The organism is Actinomadura sp. 6N118 (genome assembly GCF_044326415.1).
Taxonomy (GTDB): domain Bacteria; phylum Actinomycetota; class Actinomycetes; order Streptosporangiales; family Streptosporangiaceae; genus Spirillospora.
This window is the reverse complement of record NZ_JBIRAZ010000008.1, coordinates 53,355-69,060: the sequence shown is the minus strand read 5'-3', so window position 1 is coordinate 69,060 and position 15,706 is coordinate 53,355. Positions and strand designations below refer to the sequence as shown.

The following is a 15,706-nucleotide window of genomic DNA, read 5'->3' as shown; positions in this document are numbered from 1 at the left end:
CTTCTTTCAGTTGACCTTCTTTCAGAGGCCGAGACCGGCGTGGGCCAGCCGGGCCAGGTGATGACGCCAGACGGACTCTTCGTTCAGGGTCGAGCCCAGATCCGGGAGCTCGGCGATGTCCGCTGCGGGCAGGTCGGGCGGGACGGCGCCGCCCGCGTGGACGACGCCACCCGCATGGACGGCGCCGCTGGACTGGACGGCGCCGCTCGCCCGCGCGGTGTCGAGGGTGATGCGCGCGAGTGCTTCGAGGTTGAGGGCGCGGACGACGGCCTGCGCGATCGTGGCGCCCGTCGTCGTGACACCGTGGCCACGGAGCACGCACACGGGTGCCGGGCCCATCGCCCTGAGCATCTCCTCCGCCAGGTCGGTGCGCCGGATCAGTACCCCGCGCGGGTAGACCGGGATGCCGTCGGCCGCCAGCCTCATCGCCGGGATGTTGAACGCGCCGACGATCGGGCGGAGGCGCAGACCTGCCAGGTCGGCCGCGACGACCGCCGGCGGGTGCGCGTGGACCACGGCCATGGCGTCGGGGCGGTGGCGCAGGGTCTCGGCGTGGATGGGCAGCTCGCTCGGCACCGCGTATCCGCCGGGCAGGCCGTCGTACGGGCCGTCGAGGTCGACCAGATGCACGTCTTCCGGTCTGGTGAAGAGCAGGCCCGACTCCTGAGGGCCGCGACATCGGATCAGCATCCGCCCGTTGCCGTTGCCGTTGCTGCCGGTCCCCGTGCCCTTGTCGGTGCTGGTGCCGTTGTCGGCGCGGACGCTCACGTGTCCGAGGACGTCGGCGGCCAGACCCTGGTACGCGAGCACCCGGCAGGCGAGTGCGATGTCGCGTCGCACCCCGGACAGCTCCATCATTGGAAGTCTGTCTTACAGAAATCGCTTCTGCAATGACGGTACGGTGACCATGATTTACACCTGATGGCGATTCATCGGTAACGATGGGCGCCTTCGTTCCACTTCCTGGTGATGGAGAACACGGGACGGATGGACGGAGGTGCGGGCGATGGCCGATGAGGCCGGTGATTCCGAGAGCGCGCGGCGCTTCACAGCGATCTATGACGCCTGCCGTCAGCGCGTGTGGGCCTATGCGGTCAGCCGTGCTGGGCACCATGCCGCCGACGAGGTCGTGAGTGAGACCTTCGCGGTGGCGTGGCGGCGGCTCAAGGATGTGCCCGAGCCCGCCTTGCCCTGGCTGCTCGGCGTCGCTCGCAACGTGCTGCGCGACAACTACCGGGCCGAGGCCCGGCGGGAGGCGTTCAACGCCGAACTGCGGAGGTGGAGCCGACCTGCGGAAGGGGACGTCGCCGAGGCGGTGGCCGAACGGCTCGCGGTACTGCGGGCCATGGCCACGCTCTCGGAGGACGACCGGGAGATCTTGATCCTGGTCGCCTGGGAGGGGTTGTCGCCGCGCGATGCGGCCCGCGTCGTGCGGTGTTCGCCCGCGGCGCTGCGCGTACGGCTGCACCGGGCGCGCAAGCGGCTCCTGCGGGCGGTCGAGGAGCCGGGGCCCGGCGCGGCCCCCGCTGTCCGTGCCCGTGTCGGGATCACCAGTGAGGAGTTGTCATGACGCGAGATGTGCTGCGCATGCTGGCGGAGGCCCGGCCGCGGGAGCTCGACCCGCAGGCACCGGTCGACGAGGCCACCCGAAGGGCCGAACTGACGCGGGCGATGACGGTGCCGCCCCGTTCGACCCGTTCCCATGCGGTGGCCCCGGCGCGCCGCCGCATACGGCCGATGTGGGGGCTGGGCCTGGTCGGCGCCGCCGCCGCGGCCGCGCTGGTGGTGGCCACGACCGCTGCCGGCCCGGGGGATCCGGGCACGGTGGGCCCGAAGGCCGGTGGCACGCCGAAGGGGGAGCCCCAGACCCCGGTGACCATGAACGCGCAGACCGTGCTGCTGTCCGCCGCGGCCGGTGCCGACAAGGAGGCCCTCGCGACGGGCGCCTACTGGCACGTCGAGACGACCCGCAGGAACCACCACCAGGTGGGCAAGAGCGGGAACCCCTACATGATCGTCACCATGGACAAGGACGAGATGTGGACGCCGAACAAGCCTGGCGGCAAGGCCTGGGCACGGCAGCAGTATCTGGGCGCCAAGCCGGTGACCGCGAAGGACACCGCCGCCTGGCAGCGCGCGGGCTCGCCGACCACGTTCAAGATCCACTTCCCGGCCGGTCCCAACAGCGGGCGCCTGAAGCCGGCGGACTTCGAGGTCGCGCCGGGCAAGGCCATGACCAGCAACTCGAAGCTGGTCAACGGAGACAAGGTCTTCTGGCTGGGGCGCAACGTCTCGATGAAGGACTTGCGGGAACTGCCCGCCGATCCCAAGCTGCTGAAGGCCTCGCTGCTGCGCTGGTACGGGGGACACAGCACCGAGGCGACGAGCGAGCCGATGAAGGCCGACGACTGGCTCTGGAATGTGACCAAGGGTTTGATCACCGACATGCCGGTGACGCCGAAGGTGCGGGCGGGTGCCTTCAGGATGCTCGCGCAGCTCAAGGCGATCAAGGCCGTCGGGCCGGTGCAGGACGGCGCGGGCCGTACGGGGACCGCCCTGGTCTTCATCGAGCGCACGAAGAACGGGACGCTGGAGCACCGGTTGATCATCGATGAGAAGCGGGGCCGGGCCCTGGCCTACGACATCGTGATCATGAAGCCGGGCGGGGTCAACGCGAACCTGCCCGCCGGATCGCTGCTGTCCTCGTCGACCATCGACCGGGCCGGCTGGACCAATGTGGCGCCGACCAAGGCCGACGCCGCGGGAGGCTGATCGCGGGGTCGGATTCGGGGCGCTCTCCTTGCCGTCGGGCGAGGGGGGCGCCCCGTTCGTCGTGGGGACGGCTATGACGCGTAAGCTACTGCCGAGTAGTATTCGGGCCCCGGATGAAATGCAGTCTGTCGCGAGCCCTACGCTGACAGCCAACGCCCGTACCTCAGGAGGACGGAACAGTGTTCTGGCTCACATTGATCATTGGGCTCGCCGGGACGGCGGTCGCGTTGGCGCTCGCCGGCCGGCGAGTGATGTTCCTGTGGAAGCTGTTCAAGAGCGGCCAGCCCGACCCCGACCGCGTCCTGCAGGTCAAGCGTGACCCCAAGGCCGACGTCGAGGGTCAGGTCGTCGAGGTCATGGGGCAGAAGAAGCTGCTCAAATGGACCGTCGCGGGCCTCGCCCACGCCGCGGTCATGTGGGCCTTCATCCTGCTCGCCACCGTCTACCTGGAGGCGGGCGTCGCCCTGCTCTTCGGGCTCGACAAGCACATTCCGTTCATCCAGACCTGGGGTCCGATCGGGTTCGTCCAGGACACCATCGCGCTCCTCTGCACGGCCGGTCTGATCACGTTCGCGACCATCCGGTTCAAGAACGCCCCGAAGAAGCTGGGCCGCAAGTCCCGCTTCAGCGGATCGCACCTGGGCGGCGCCTGGGTCATCCTCTTCATGATCTTCAACGTCATCTGGACGATGTTCTTCTTCCGGGGCATCGCGTCGGCCAGTGGCAACCTCGCGTACGGCAAGGGCGCGTACTTCTCCTACCTCACCGGCAAGCTCTTCGACGGCATGAGCCACGACACCCTCGAAGTGCTGGAGTCGGTCGGCCTGCTGCTGCACATCGGCGTGGCGCTGGTCTTCCTCGTCATCGTCGTCAACTCCAAGCACCTGCACATCTTCATCGCGCCGCTGAACGTCATGTTCAAGCGCCGCCCCGACGGCCTGGGCCCCGCCCAGCCGATGATGAGCAACGGCAAGCCGCTGGACTTCGAGGAGGCCGACCCGGACGAGGACACCTTCGGCCGCGGCAAGATCGAGGACTTCACCTGGAAGGGTCTCCTCGACATGGCCACCTGCACCGAGTGCGGGCGTTGCCAGTCGCAGTGCCCCGCCTGGAACACCGGCAAGCCGCTGTCGCCGAAGATGGTCGTCCTGGATCTGCGTGACCACGCGTTCGCCAAGGCGCCGTACATGCTCGCCTCCGAGGAGGAGCGCGAGAAGTTCACCGACGAGCAGAAGCTCGCCATGCAGGTCGACAAGGAGCTCGTCGCCGAGGACGGCGTGATCCACCCGGACGTCCTCTGGGCCTGCACCAACTGCGGTGCGTGCGTCGAGCAGTGCCCGGTCGACATCGAGCACATCGACCACATCCTCGACATGCGCCGCTTCCAGGTGATGATCGAGTCCTCGTTCCCGAGCGAGGCCGGCGTCATGCTGAAGAACCTCGAGAACAAGGGCAACCCGTGGGGCATGTCCGAGATGAAGCGCCTCGAGTGGATCGAGGAGCTGGACTTCGAGGTCGAGGTCGTCGACGAGAAGATGCCCGAGGACATGGAGTACCTCTTCTGGGTCGGCTGCGCCGGTGCCCTGGAGGACCGGGCCAAGAAGACGACCAAGGCGGTCGCCGAGCTGCTGCACATCGCGGGCGTCAAGTTCGGCGTGCTCGGCCCGATGGAGGCCTGCACCGGTGACCCGGCGCGGCGCCTGGGCATGGAGTTCGTCTTCCAGATGCTCGGCCAGCAGAACGTCGAGACGCTGAACGAGGCGGGCGTCAAGAAGATCGTCGCCACCTGCCCGCACTGCTTCAACACGCTGGCCAACGAGTACCCGCAGATCGGCGGCCAGTACGAGGTCGTGCACCACACCCAGCTGCTCGCGCACCTGGTCGACGAGGGCAAGCTCACCCCGGTCACCCCGATCGAGGAGAACATCACCTACCACGACCCCTGCTTCCTGGGCCGCCACAACAAGGTCTACAAGCAACCGCGCGACATCATGGCCAAGGTGCCCGGCATCAAGACGCAGGAGATGCACCGGCACAAGGACCGCGGCTTCTGCTGTGGCGCCGGTGGTGCCCGGATGTGGATGGAAGAGCGCATCGGCAAGCGCATCAACACCGAGCGCGTGGACGAGGCACTGGAGACCAACCCGGACACCGTCTCCACGGCTTGCCCGTTCTGCCTGGTGATGCTGGGCGACGCCATCAACGAGAAGAAGAACGAGGGCGCCGCCAAGGAGTCGCTGGAAGTCGTGGACGTCTCCCAGCTGCTCATCCGCTCCATCAAGGGCGAGGGCGCCGCGCCGACCGAGAAGGAGCCGGTCGGGGCCGAGTAGGACGTGCGGGTTTGAACGATGACGCCCCGGTGATCCTGATGGATCGCCGGGGCGTCTTCGGTTCTCGACTTCCGTGCGGGCGTGGTGCCGCTCTCAGCGGACCCAGGTGGCCCAGGGCTTCCAGGAGTCGTTGGCGTTGATCATGCTGAACGCGCCGCTGCCGTCGTGGTACTCCCACCAGGAGTAGCCGATGCCCTTGGACTTGTAGAGGGCGACCTTGTCCTTGATGAACTGGTCATGGCCCGCTGCGCGCGCGCCGATGCCGAACTCGCCGATCCAGATCGGCAGCTTGACCGACTTGGCCATGGCGATCTGGACGTTCAGGTGCTTGGCCAGGTTGGCCTTGTTGGCGGGCTTGTAGCCGGTCTTGCCGTCGGAGGCGTTCGGTGAAGTGCCGACGCCGTTACGGTCGTAGCCCACACCCGCGTTCCCCACGTAGTAGTCGTGGATCGACCAGACCAGGTTGGTGCGCTTGGCGGGCTTGAACGAGGTGAACGCAGAGACCGGGACCTTTGCGTCGCCGTAGGTCGGCTCCAGGACGATGGTGGTCTTGGTGTCCTTGGCTCGGATGGCGTTGACGATCTTGGTGTAGTCGGCGAGGACGCTCTTGTGGTTGACCGGCCAGCGGTACGGCTCGTTCACCGGGTCGTACGCGGCGACCGCCGGGTTCTTGCCGTAGCGGGACGCGAGCTGCTGGAGGAAACGCAGTCCGTTCGCCGCGACCGCACCCATGCCGTCGGCCTTGCGGGCCCAGGCGGGCACCCGGGACTGGCCTTCGGGCTTGCCGTACAGATGGACGCAGTCGAGCACGACGTAGAGGCCGGCGGCCTTGGCGCGGGCGAGGGCCGTGGAGAGCGTCTTGAAGGCCTTCTCGTTCCAGCGGCCCTTGCGCGGCTCGAAGTCGTCCCAGAAGAGGACCATTCGTACGCCCTTGAAGCCCTTGGCCTTGATGGCGTTGTAGGTGGCCTGATTCCAGGTGCCGGAGGAGTTCGCGTCCCAGATCGGCTGGAGGTTCGGGCCGTTCAGGCGTACAGCCTTCCCGTTGGGAAGGACGAAGGCCTCCTTGGCGGTGGTGTGCAGTTTGCTGAGCGCAGCCGCCTGGGCGGCCTGGTTGGACTGGTCGGCTTGGTCGGACCGGTTGGACTGGTTAGCTTGGGCGGCCGGAGCGGCCCCGGCGGTGAGGCCGGTTTGGCGTTCGGCGCCGGAGCAGGCGGTCGCGGTGACCGCGAGGGCCGCGGCGCCTGCAAGGGATATGGCTATGCGGTGCATGAGCATCCGTTCATTGGTCAGAAGAGAAGGCCGACCCAAGGCCTCCAGGAATCGTCCTCGTGATTGATCATGCTGAAGGCGCCCGCGTTGTCCTTGTACTCCCACCAGGAGTAGCCAATGCCTTTGGACTTGTAGAGGGCGACCTTGTCCTTGATGAACTGGTCGTGGCCGGTTGCGCCGGCGCCGATGCCGAACTCGCCGATCCACAGCGGCATGCCGGCCTTGGTCGCCGTGTTGATCTGCACCTGGAGATGCGTGGCGAGGTCGGCCTTGTGGGCGGGGTCGTAGCCGGTGTCGCCGTCGGAGGCGTTGGGGGTGACGCCGATGCCGTTGGAGTTGTAGCCCTCGCCCTTGCCGCCGACGTAGTAGTCGTGGAACGACCAGATCAGGTTGGTGCGGTTCGCCGGGGTGAGCCCGGCGAGGTCGGCGTCCGGCACCTTGGCGTCGCCGTAGGTCGGCTCGATCATGATGCTGGTCTTGGTGTCCTTGGTGCGGATGGCGTTGATGATCTTGGTATAGTCGGCGAGGACGCTCTTGTGATCAACCGGCCAGCGGTACGGCTCGTTCACCGGGTCGTACGCGGCGAGCGCCTCGTTGGCGCCGAAGCGGGTCGCCAGTTGCTGGAGGAAGCCCAAGCCGTTGGTCGCCACCGCGCCCATGCCGTCGGCGGTCTGCGCCCAGGCGGGCACGCGCGACTGGCCCTCGGGCGTGCCGACGAGGTGCACGCAGTCAAAGACCACGTAGAGGCCGGCGGCCTTGGCGCGGTTGAGGGCCGTGGAGAGGGTGCTGAACGCGGTCTCGTTCCAGCGGCCCTTGCTCGGCTCGAAGTCGTCCCAGAAGAGGACCATCCGGACCGCGGTGAAGCCCTTGGCCTTGATCTGGTCGTAGGTGTCCTGGCCCCAGGTGCCGGGGTCGTTCGGGCCCCAGATGGGCTGCAGGTTGGGGCCGTTCAGCTGCTCGGGGCCGCGGGCGCCGACGAACGCCTGCTTGGCGGTGGTGCGCAGCTTGCCCGCGAGTGCCGTGGTCTTGGTGCCCGTGCTTGATCGGGCGCCGGCGAGCGAGCCTTCCTGGCTCGGGGTGGCGGCGGAGCAAGCGGTGATGGCGGCGAACGCGAGGGTGGCGGTGAGTGTGGCGGTAAGCCGACGCATGGGCGCGGTTCCCTTCGGGGCGTCTCGGGGGTGGCTCGGCGGGGGCGTCTCAGGGGAGTCTCGGGGCGCCTCAGGGTGTCTCGGGGCGTCGAAGATCAAGATCGTTTGCGGGAGGGACGCTACTCGGGTGATCATGTAGCGTGGGGGGCGGGTCGAGAAGATCGTTACCGTTCCGTTGCCCGAGATCGACGGGCATTCCTGGTACCTGGCCGCAGCGGAGATCCTGCCGGGGTACGGCGGAGATCTTGCCGTGGGCGCACAGTCGCCATCCACGCGTCCTGACCCTGTGCGCGACAGGATGGCCGAAGGCCGCTCGGACGCGATGTCCGAGCGGCCTTCGTAACGTTCGCCAGGTGGCGATCAGCCTGTTTGCCAGGTGGTGATCAGCGCGTTCGCCGGGTGGTGATCAGCCGGTGATCTTCTTCATGAAGTCGGGATTGGCTTTGACCCACTCCTCCACGGCCCTGGGCTCCTGACCCTTGTACTTGTTCATGATCAGGTTTTCGAGCGGGAACAGCTGCGGGTCGGCCATCCTGAACTTCTTCAGCCAGCCGGTCAGCTCCGGGAAGTCCTTGCTGAAGCCCTGCCGGGCGAGCATGTGGAGCTTCTCGGCAGAGCCGAAGGTGCCCTTCGGGTCGGCCAGCGGCTTGATCGGGAACGTGGAGTACGCCCAGTGCGGCTTCCACAACGTCACCACGATCGGCTGCTTGGCGCTCGTCGCACGGGTGAGCTCGGCGAGCATCGCGGGCGTGCTGCCCTGGATGAGCTTGAACTTGCCGTCCAGGCCGTACCCGGGCATGACCTTGTCCTTGACGATCTTCATCTCGCCCGCGCTGGGCTCGATGCCGACGATCCGGTCCTTGTAGCGCCCGGGGTTCGCGGCCAGGTCAGCGACGCTGTTGGCCGGGTCGTCCTTGGGGACGGCGAGCTGCATGCTGGCGTTGTCGTACCAGGTGCCCAGGTCCTCCATCTTGTTCTTGTACTTGGCGTAGTAGTCGGCGTGCGTGGCCGGGAGCCAGGCGTCAAGGAACAGATCGATCTGACCGGCGGCGAGCCCCGAGTAGAGCGGACCCGCGTCGACCTGCTGGAGCTTGACGGCGTAGCCGCGCTTCTCCAGCTCGCCCTTCCAGAGGTAGCTGACGGCGATGTCCTCGTCCCACGGGATGTAACCGATGGTCAGCTGCTTCTTGCCACCCTGCCCCTCGTCGTCGCCGGTCAGCCCGAATCCGGCCGAGACCAGTGCGAGAACGAGCACGCCCGCGAGTGCGAACGCGGGCCGCGGCCGGTAGTGCAGCGCCGCCTGCCAGCCGCGGGTGGCGGTCGCCGCCGCGGACCGGGCACGTGTCACCGGGCTCAGCCGAACGCCCAGCGCACCAGTCAACCGGTCCAAAATGATGGCCAGGATGACCACCGACAGCCCCGCCTCGAAACCGCGGCCGACGTCCAGTTGCGTGATCGCGCCGAACACCTCGCCGCCCAGACCGCCCGCGCCGACCATGCCCGCGATGACGACCATGGACAGCGACAGCATGATCACCTGGTTGACGCCGGTCATGATGGTGCCCAGCGCCAGCGGGAGCTGCACCCGGGTCAGGGTGCGGCCGGGCGGTGTGCCGAACGCGTCGGCCGCCTCCACCATCTCCTTGTCGACCTGGCTGATGCCCAGCTGCGTGAGGCGCACCCCGGGCGGCAGTGCGAAGATCACAGTAGAGATGACACCGGGCACCTGCCCGACCCCGAAGAAGAAGATCGCCGGAATCAGGTAGACGAAGGCGGGCATCGTCTGCATGAAGTCCAGCACGGGCTGGACCACCGTCGCGACACGCGGCCTCCGGGCCGCCAGGATGCCGAGGGGCACCCCGATGACCAGCGCCGCGATGCTCGCCACCAGCACCAACGCGAGCGTCGACATCGCCGAGTCCCACTCGCGAAGGTTGTCGATGAGCGCCAGGCCGAGGAAGCTCAGCACCGCGAACAGCGGACCGCGCAGCCACCACCCCAGCACCGCGACGATGGCGGCCATGGCCAGCGCGGGCGGACCACTGAGCACCGACTCCAACCCGCCGACCAGGCCGCTGACCGCGTCACTGATCGCGTCGAACACCGGCCGGCCGTGGCGTGTCAGGTAGCCGACGGCATCGTTCACCCAGTCACCGATGGGGAGCTTACGCACTGGTCATCACCTCATCGGTGTCGAGCTCGGTCGAGCCGTTCATATTGCCCAGCGCGGCCAGCAGCGTGACCTGCGGGATGACGCCGAGCAGCCGCCCGGCCCCGTCCGTGACCGGCACCGGCAACGCGCTCTCCGCACTCCGGCTGAACAGCTCGGCCAACGGGGTATCCGGACTGACCACCTCCAGCTGTTCGACCAGCCCGTCCAGCGAACCGGCACCGTCCCGTACGCCTGCCGCCGCCCGCTCCGCGTAGACAGCCCCGACCAGCCTGCGGTCACGGCCCACCACGAACGCGCCGGCGGTCTGGTTCTCCCTCATCGTCCGCACCGCGGCCCGTGGACCGTTCCCAGGATCGACGACCGACAGCGGCTTCTCCATCACCGAGCTCGCCGTCAGCACCCGCGTACGGTCCACATCCGCCACGAACTGCGCGACATAGTCATTCGCCGGATCCGTAAGAATCTCCTCGGCGGTCCCGATCTGCATGACACGCCCGTCCCGGAGCATCGCGATCCGGTCGCCCAGCCGCATCGCCTCGTTCAGGTCATGCGTGATGAACACGATCGTCTTGCCGAGCTCACTCTGCAGCTCCAGCAAGAGCTCTTGCATCTCCCGCCGGATGAGCGGGTCGAGCGCGCTGAACGCCTCGTCCATGAGCAGGATCTCGGTGCCCGCGGTCAACGCGCGAGCGATCCCGACCCGCTGCTGCATACCGCCCGACAGCTCGTCCGGGAACCGATCGCCCCAGCCATCAAGGCCCACCAACCGCAGGTACTCCGTGGCCTTCTCCAGCCGCTCCCCCTTAGGAACGTTCTGCACTTCCAGGGCGTACGCCGCGTTCTCCAACACAGTCCTGTGCGGGAACAGGGCGAAGTGCTGGAAGACCATGCTGACCTTCTTTTGCCGCAACTCCCGAAGCGCCTTGGGCGGTAGCGCCGTAAGGTCAGTCCCATCGATGAGGATCTTGCCCGACGTAGGCTCCAGCAGGCCGTTGAGCATCCTGATCAGCGTGGACTTGCCCGACCCGGACAGTCCCATGACCACGAAGATCTCACCCTGATGGACCTCGAACGAGACATCCGCCACGGCGGCCGTGACACCCAAATCCCGGATGTCGGCCCCCGAACCCAGTCTCCGGGCCGCCTCAGCCGTCCTCCGGCCGAACAACTTGGTTACGCTTTCCGCGCGCAGAATGGACACGGTCTCCTTTCGGGTCTCCGCGATCACACCCACCTGGCCGCGGAAAACTAGCCGTTCCCTAGGGAGGCATCCGGCGAGGTAAAGGGAGCGTCACCCGGATGCCAACACTTTGCGGCAACCGAAACTACCCCTATCCACCAGATGTTTCACCTTCCGTGACCTGGCTCACCTCAGTGACCAGGGCCCGAACGCCCTCGGCCGATTCCTCCGAAACGCCCATGGCACCGTCGATCCCGACGACAAAAGTCCCGTGACAAGCGCCAGAAAAGGCAGGGGCCGTACGCGGTCACACCTTCGTACGGTGGAAGTTGAGGAAGCTCCGCGACGGCGTCGGCCCCCGCTGGTCCTGGTACCGCGACCCGTACCGCTCCGACCCATAAGGAAACTCAGCCGGCGAGCTGGTCCGGAACAAGCACATCTGCCCGATCTTCATCCCCGGCCACAACTTGATCGGCAACGTCGCCACGTTGGAGAGCTCCAACGTCACATGCCCGCTGAACCCAGGGTCGATCCACCCCGCCGTCGAGTGCGTGAGCAGCCCGAGCCGCCCCAGACTCGACTTCCCCTCCAGCCGTGCAGCCAGGTCTTCCGGCAACCCGAAGACCTCATAGGTGGAGGCGAGCACGAATTCCCCGGGATGCAGCACGAACGCCTCGTCCGACTCCACCTCCACCAGCCGAGTCAGATCGCTCTGCTCGACGGCCGGGTCTATGTGCGGGTACTTGTGGTTCTCGAAGACCCTGAAGTACCGATCCAACCGCACGTCAACGCTGGACGGCTGAACCATGCCCGGCTCGTACGGGTCGATCTTGACCCGCCCGGACTCGAGCTCGGACCTGATATCGCGATCGGAGAGCAGCACGCCAGAAAAGCTACCGTGCCCAGCCCCCACGCGCGCCCACCACACCCCGTCTCCCCAACCGCCCGGATTCCGGTACCATGACCAAGCGGCCGTCCCATCGACGGCCCGCGCGAGTGTAGTTCAATGGCAGAACTCCAGCTTCCCAAGCTGGTAGCGCGGGTTCGATTCCCGTCACTCGCTCCACGTATTCCCAGCTCAGAGCCCTGATCGCCAGTAGTCGATCAGGGCTCAAGATCTTTTATCACTCATCTATCACTCGGATCAGTCAGCACCAGGCGACACGACGCGTCACCAAGAGCCTTTGGTGAGCAGCAACCGGCCGCGAGTGTTCGGGTTGACGGCATTGGGGAACGCCGGACCCTTGTCGCTGGCTGTGATCGTTTCAATGGCTCCCGGTTGTTTTTCGAGACGAGGGCAGGGGACCGAGGATCGCGGCTATCGGCGCGGCATCTTCGTCTTGGACGGTTGGGGCTGATCGCTATGTTTCGGCTTGTTGGAGTCGGCGCGGTGGCGTGCTGTGGTCGCAGTCCAGGAGGAGGGGAAGTCGCACATTGCGATTTTGGCCGGGGGCTGGGGACTGGCTGGCGCGATCAGCCAGGGAGCGTCCCCCGGCGTGGCTGGGACGGCGTTGCTTCGGCGGAGATGAGCAGTGGTTAGACGGGCTGCTGCTTCCTGAGGGTCTTGGCCTCGGGCACGGTGGAGTTGAGTGATGGTGGCCACGAGCGTGATCAAGCTTTGAGTCAGGGCTGCGAACGCGTTGGTCACGGGCACTCTGATCCGACCGGCAAGCGCGAGGATTCGTGCGGCGGTGCGGAGTCCTTCACCGGCGGACGTTGGTTGGGGGATGCGTCCGAAGGGTGCGCGGGCGGCGCGGTCGTAGGCATCCGCTGCTCGGCGCAGGTGAACGTTCCCGGTGGCTTGGGCGGCTGCGTGCAGTAGGTCGGCTGCGGCCCAGCAAGCGTCGCGGGCGGCGTGGGGGTTGATGACGGTATAGCGGCGGATCTGTCCCGTGGCGTAGGTGGCGGCGCGCGCGGCGTCCTGATAGATCGCTTGTCGTTCGTCGGGGCTCAGGTCGAGAGCGTGACTGTCGCTGCGCGGTTGGCGGACATCGCCGTTCCATTTGTGGGTTAGACGCGACCAGGTGAGGTCGGCGGCGAGGCGACCGCCGCTGTACCAGATGAGCTCGTTGTCGTTCCCAGTGTGTTCGGGCAGGGAGACGGCATAGCCGGTGATCTGCCCAGGGTGGGTTTGGCTGAAGCGCTGACGGATCAGCACGCCCGCGCGGTGGAGTTGGTCGAAGAACTCCTCGCCGGTCCGTGCCTGGTCCGCGGCTTGGCGGACGGCGGACCGTAGGACGGCTCGGGCGGACCGGCCGGACAGATGCCGTCCGGATACCGGCTGGTAGTCCGCAGCCCGCGGACCGGCCGCACCAGAGCGCGGACCGGCGCTCGATCCGATCCGCGGACCGACTGGTCTGGGCGGACCGGGGGCGGACCATCGACGGCGGAGTTTGGGCAGCGTGAGGTCGGCGGCGAGCTTGCCTCCGCTGTACCAGACCGGCTGTCCGGACGAGGTTCGGTCGCCGGGCAGCGCGATCGCGTACCCGGTGACCGGACGCGGCCCGTGTTGGCTGAGACGCTTGTGGATCAGAACGCCTTCGGCAGCCAGCCGGTCAAAGAACTCCTGCTCGGTCCGCGCTCCAGCCGCCGCGGTCTGAACCTGACGCCGCAGCACGGTCCGAGCCGGCTCGGTCCGCCCTTCCCGGACTGCCTTCTCCACCTCGGCGCGTTTGGGCCTACGGGCGGCGGTCCGGTCCGCCGGGGCAGTAGACCGCAGCCCGTAACGGTCCTCGATAGTGCGGCAGGCATCCCTGATCCGGTAGCCGTCGTTCCACACCTTCGGCCGGCCGCCATCCACGCGGGCAAGCGTGGCGACGATATGAATGTGGTCGTCGGCGTGGCGGACGGCGAACCAGCGAACCGCATCCGCATCTCCCCTCGGCGCCAAGCCGGTCCTGTCCATGACCTCGGCGGCGATATCGGCCCACTGAGCATCAGACAAGATCGGGTCATCGGGGTGAGCGCGAAGGGACAGGTGCCACACCGGCCGCGGGTGGTTGCGATCACCCAGCAGCGCCAGCGGCTGTTGCATCAAGGTCTCCAGCTGCCGGAAGTCCCGTCGGCCATCGGCAAGCGCCTCGGGCTCCAGCGCGGATGCATCGTCGAATCCTGCGACGATGTGCGGGTCATGGTGTTCGTTGAATCGTCCCGGCCCGTACAGGTACCGGATCAGCCCCTGCACCCGGCTGCCGCGCAGTACCTTCCCGATCACGAGGCGTCGGCGTTCCCGCCAGGGTTGTGCCTGTGGCTGCCTTCCCGCTCGCCCTCGATGCGGCGGCGCTGGGCCTTGAGGTCCTTAGAGGTGCGGGCGTTGAGCTGGGTAGCTGGCTGCAGGCGGTCTTCGGGCAAGGCACGGGCGTGCGACCTGGAGGTGGTTGCGAGACAGCAGACGGTCGCCGGTGTGGCTGTAGAGGCGGATCACCATGTGAACTTGATCGTTTGCGTGCTTGATCGCCGTTCCCACGAAGGGCTCCCGGAACACGCCCGAGTAGCCGGTGATGACCCGAGACTCATGGTTACCCGCGCAGTGATCCTCCACGTCGCAGGAGAACAAACGCATGATCAGTGCGGCCACGTCCGGTGGACGCTCGGTGATTCCTTTCACCGAACCTTCCGCCTGATCTCCTCCGCGACGTCGTCCAGCTTGGTGACCGTCGTTGTGGCTACTCGCGCGTACTCATGCAGGGCGCCTGTGGGGTAGCCGGCCGAGTGCAATGCGGCTACCGCTTGATTGAGATTGACGCCGACGCGGCGGACCTGCCCGGCCGCGCGCATGACCTCACTCATCAGCTCGCGTAACGGCGACCACTGCGGCGGATCACTCTCAGACGCCGCCGCCACCACAACCTCTGCGGCGTAAGCTCCCACCGCCAAACCCATGCGCTGAGCTGCCGAACGCACCAGGACGTACTCACGCTCGGTGACCTGAACCCGCAAACTCCTGTCCCGCAGCACGCCGCGACGTCGGCGCCGGCGCCGCCCCTGCCTCTCCCTGTCGATTCCGTCTCTGACTTCGTCCAAGGAGCCTCCTTCTAGATCGCCTGTCCCATATCGGCGTTGGCCACCAAAAGAGCCCCAGGCGAGACGGCTGATTTCTGGACCGCGCCCGGTCCAGAAACTGTGTAAGTGCTGGTTACGCCATTTCTTGCTCCGCGCGGCAGCTCTTCGCGCGGAGCAACGCCGACGGGCAGCCACGGGTCTTGGCTTGGATCCGTGCATCCACGCAGGCGTGAATGTCCGTGATCGTGCATGCAGCGTCCGGTTGATGTTGGGCCCGTCGCTCCGGTCACGCGGACCCGCTGCATGGATCCCAATCTGTGGTTTCGCTGGAGATGATCATGCCGACTTGGAGAGTGCATCTCGTCCACCGCCCTCCAGTGCAGCGCAGACCTGCTTGACCAGATGAAGGCATTTGACGTTGCTTACGCTCTATTCTTTCATTCTCAAGTGCAGATCGCCATAGGTCGCTACTCGTCAAGAGTGCGACTCGTGGAGGGGTAGAGGAGGCCGTCCGAGCGATGAAGTGATCGCTGACCTCCGCAGAAGGACGCCCGATCCGCCTCATCCTCGCGACCGGCCTGATCGGCTGCCTGGTCCTGGCGTTCCCCTTCCCGCTTCGGCCGTACTGACCGGTGTGGCAGTACTGGCCACCGGAGTCGCCTGGTACGCCGCGCGCTCCCTACTCGAACGTGCGCGCCAGCGGTGACCGGTGTGGACGTCTTGCCGGGCCATCCGGCCACCGACACACCGGACACCAGAACATGTCTAGGAGCGCATTAGGGCGGCTTCCGGTGCGGATGCCCTGCGGATGGGTACCGCCGCCGGGCGCCGG

Annotated in this window: 12 protein-coding genes and 1 tRNA gene; 4 read left to right on the top strand and 9 right to left on the bottom strand. The window is 67.1% G+C overall.

The genetic code is table 11. The annotated features are described in order from the left end of the window. Positions 1 to 21: 21 nt before the first annotated feature. Positions 22 to 840, bottom strand: a complete 819-nt coding sequence (locus ACH34W_RS21765; RefSeq protein ID WP_395962789.1) for a class II aldolase/adducin family protein — start codon at positions 838 to 840, stop codon at positions 22 to 24. 166 nt (positions 841 to 1,006) lie between these two features. Here ACH34W_RS21765 and ACH34W_RS21760 point away from each other — a divergent pair, with 166 nt between their 5' ends. The 3 genes from ACH34W_RS21760 (at position 1,007) to ACH34W_RS21750 (ending at position 5,102) form a co-directional block, all read left to right on the top strand. Next, a complete protein-coding gene (locus ACH34W_RS21760) occupies positions 1,007 to 1,570 on the top strand; it encodes an RNA polymerase sigma factor (protein WP_395962788.1) in 564 nt (187 codons plus the stop codon). Next, positions 1,567 to 2,772 (top strand): CU044_5270 family protein, encoded by a 1,206-nt coding sequence (locus ACH34W_RS21755; RefSeq protein ID WP_395962787.1) that lies wholly within the window; start codon positions 1,567 to 1,569, stop codon positions 2,770 to 2,772. The genes ACH34W_RS21760 and ACH34W_RS21755 overlap by 4 nt, the downstream gene beginning before the upstream one ends. Before the next feature lie 179 nt (positions 2,773 to 2,951). After that, a complete protein-coding gene (locus ACH34W_RS21750; protein ID WP_395962786.1) occupies positions 2,952 to 5,102 on the top strand; it encodes a (Fe-S)-binding protein in 2,151 nt (716 codons plus the stop codon). Between the two features lie 93 nt (positions 5,103 to 5,195). On the opposite strand, the gene ACH34W_RS21745 is transcribed toward ACH34W_RS21750, so the two are convergent. The 5 genes from ACH34W_RS21745 to dcd all read right to left on the bottom strand — a co-directional run bounded on the left by ACH34W_RS21745 (position 5,196) and on the right by dcd (position 11,755). Next, positions 5,196 to 6,371, bottom strand: a complete 1,176-nt coding sequence (locus ACH34W_RS21745; protein WP_395962785.1) for a glycoside hydrolase family 5 protein — start codon at positions 6,369 to 6,371, stop codon at positions 5,196 to 5,198. 17 nt (positions 6,372 to 6,388) lie between these two features. Further along, positions 6,389 to 7,519, bottom strand: coding sequence for a glycoside hydrolase family 5 protein (locus ACH34W_RS21740; RefSeq protein ID WP_395962784.1), 1,131 nt, complete (start codon positions 7,517 to 7,519; stop codon positions 6,389 to 6,391). A gap of 406 nt (positions 7,520 to 7,925) precedes the next feature. Continuing rightward, the gene (locus ACH34W_RS21735; protein WP_395962783.1) at positions 7,926 to 9,692 is read right to left on the bottom strand and encodes an ABC transporter permease/substrate binding protein; all 1,767 of its coding nucleotides are present in this window, start codon (positions 9,690 to 9,692) and stop codon (positions 7,926 to 7,928) included. Next, on the bottom strand, positions 9,685 to 10,893 hold the full coding sequence (locus tag ACH34W_RS21730; protein WP_395962782.1) for a glycine betaine/L-proline ABC transporter ATP-binding protein: 1,209 nt from the start codon (positions 10,891 to 10,893) through the stop codon (positions 9,685 to 9,687). The genes ACH34W_RS21735 and ACH34W_RS21730 overlap by 8 nt, the downstream gene beginning before the upstream one ends. A 286-nt stretch (positions 10,894 to 11,179) precedes the next feature. Next, the gene (dcd, locus tag ACH34W_RS21725; protein WP_395962781.1) at positions 11,180 to 11,755 is read right to left on the bottom strand and encodes a dCTP deaminase; all 576 of its coding nucleotides are present in this window, start codon (positions 11,753 to 11,755) and stop codon (positions 11,180 to 11,182) included. 109 nt (positions 11,756 to 11,864) lie between these two features. Here dcd and ACH34W_RS21720 point away from each other — a divergent pair. After that, positions 11,865 to 11,938: transfer RNA gene (locus ACH34W_RS21720), tRNA-Gly, on the top strand. A 252-nt stretch (positions 11,939 to 12,190) separates the two neighbouring features. Here ACH34W_RS21720 and ACH34W_RS21715 read toward each other — a convergent pair. The 3 genes from ACH34W_RS21715 to ACH34W_RS21705 all read right to left on the bottom strand — a co-directional run bounded on the left by ACH34W_RS21715 (position 12,191) and on the right by ACH34W_RS21705 (position 14,895). Continuing rightward, complete coding sequence (locus tag ACH34W_RS21715; RefSeq protein ID WP_395962780.1) at positions 12,191 to 14,086, bottom strand: relaxase/mobilization nuclease domain-containing protein; 1,896 nt, start codon at positions 14,084 to 14,086, stop codon at positions 12,191 to 12,193. A gap of 84 nt (positions 14,087 to 14,170) precedes the next feature. Beyond that, positions 14,171 to 14,479: a hypothetical protein gene (locus ACH34W_RS21710; RefSeq protein ID WP_395962779.1), complete on the bottom strand. Its 309-nt coding sequence runs from the start codon at positions 14,477 to 14,479 to the stop codon at positions 14,171 to 14,173. Beyond that, a complete protein-coding gene (locus ACH34W_RS21705; RefSeq protein WP_395962778.1) occupies positions 14,476 to 14,895 on the bottom strand; it encodes a hypothetical protein in 420 nt (139 codons plus the stop codon). Before ACH34W_RS21705 ends, ACH34W_RS21710 begins: the two co-directional genes overlap by 4 nt. Between the last annotated feature and the right edge of the window lie 811 nt (positions 14,896 to 15,706).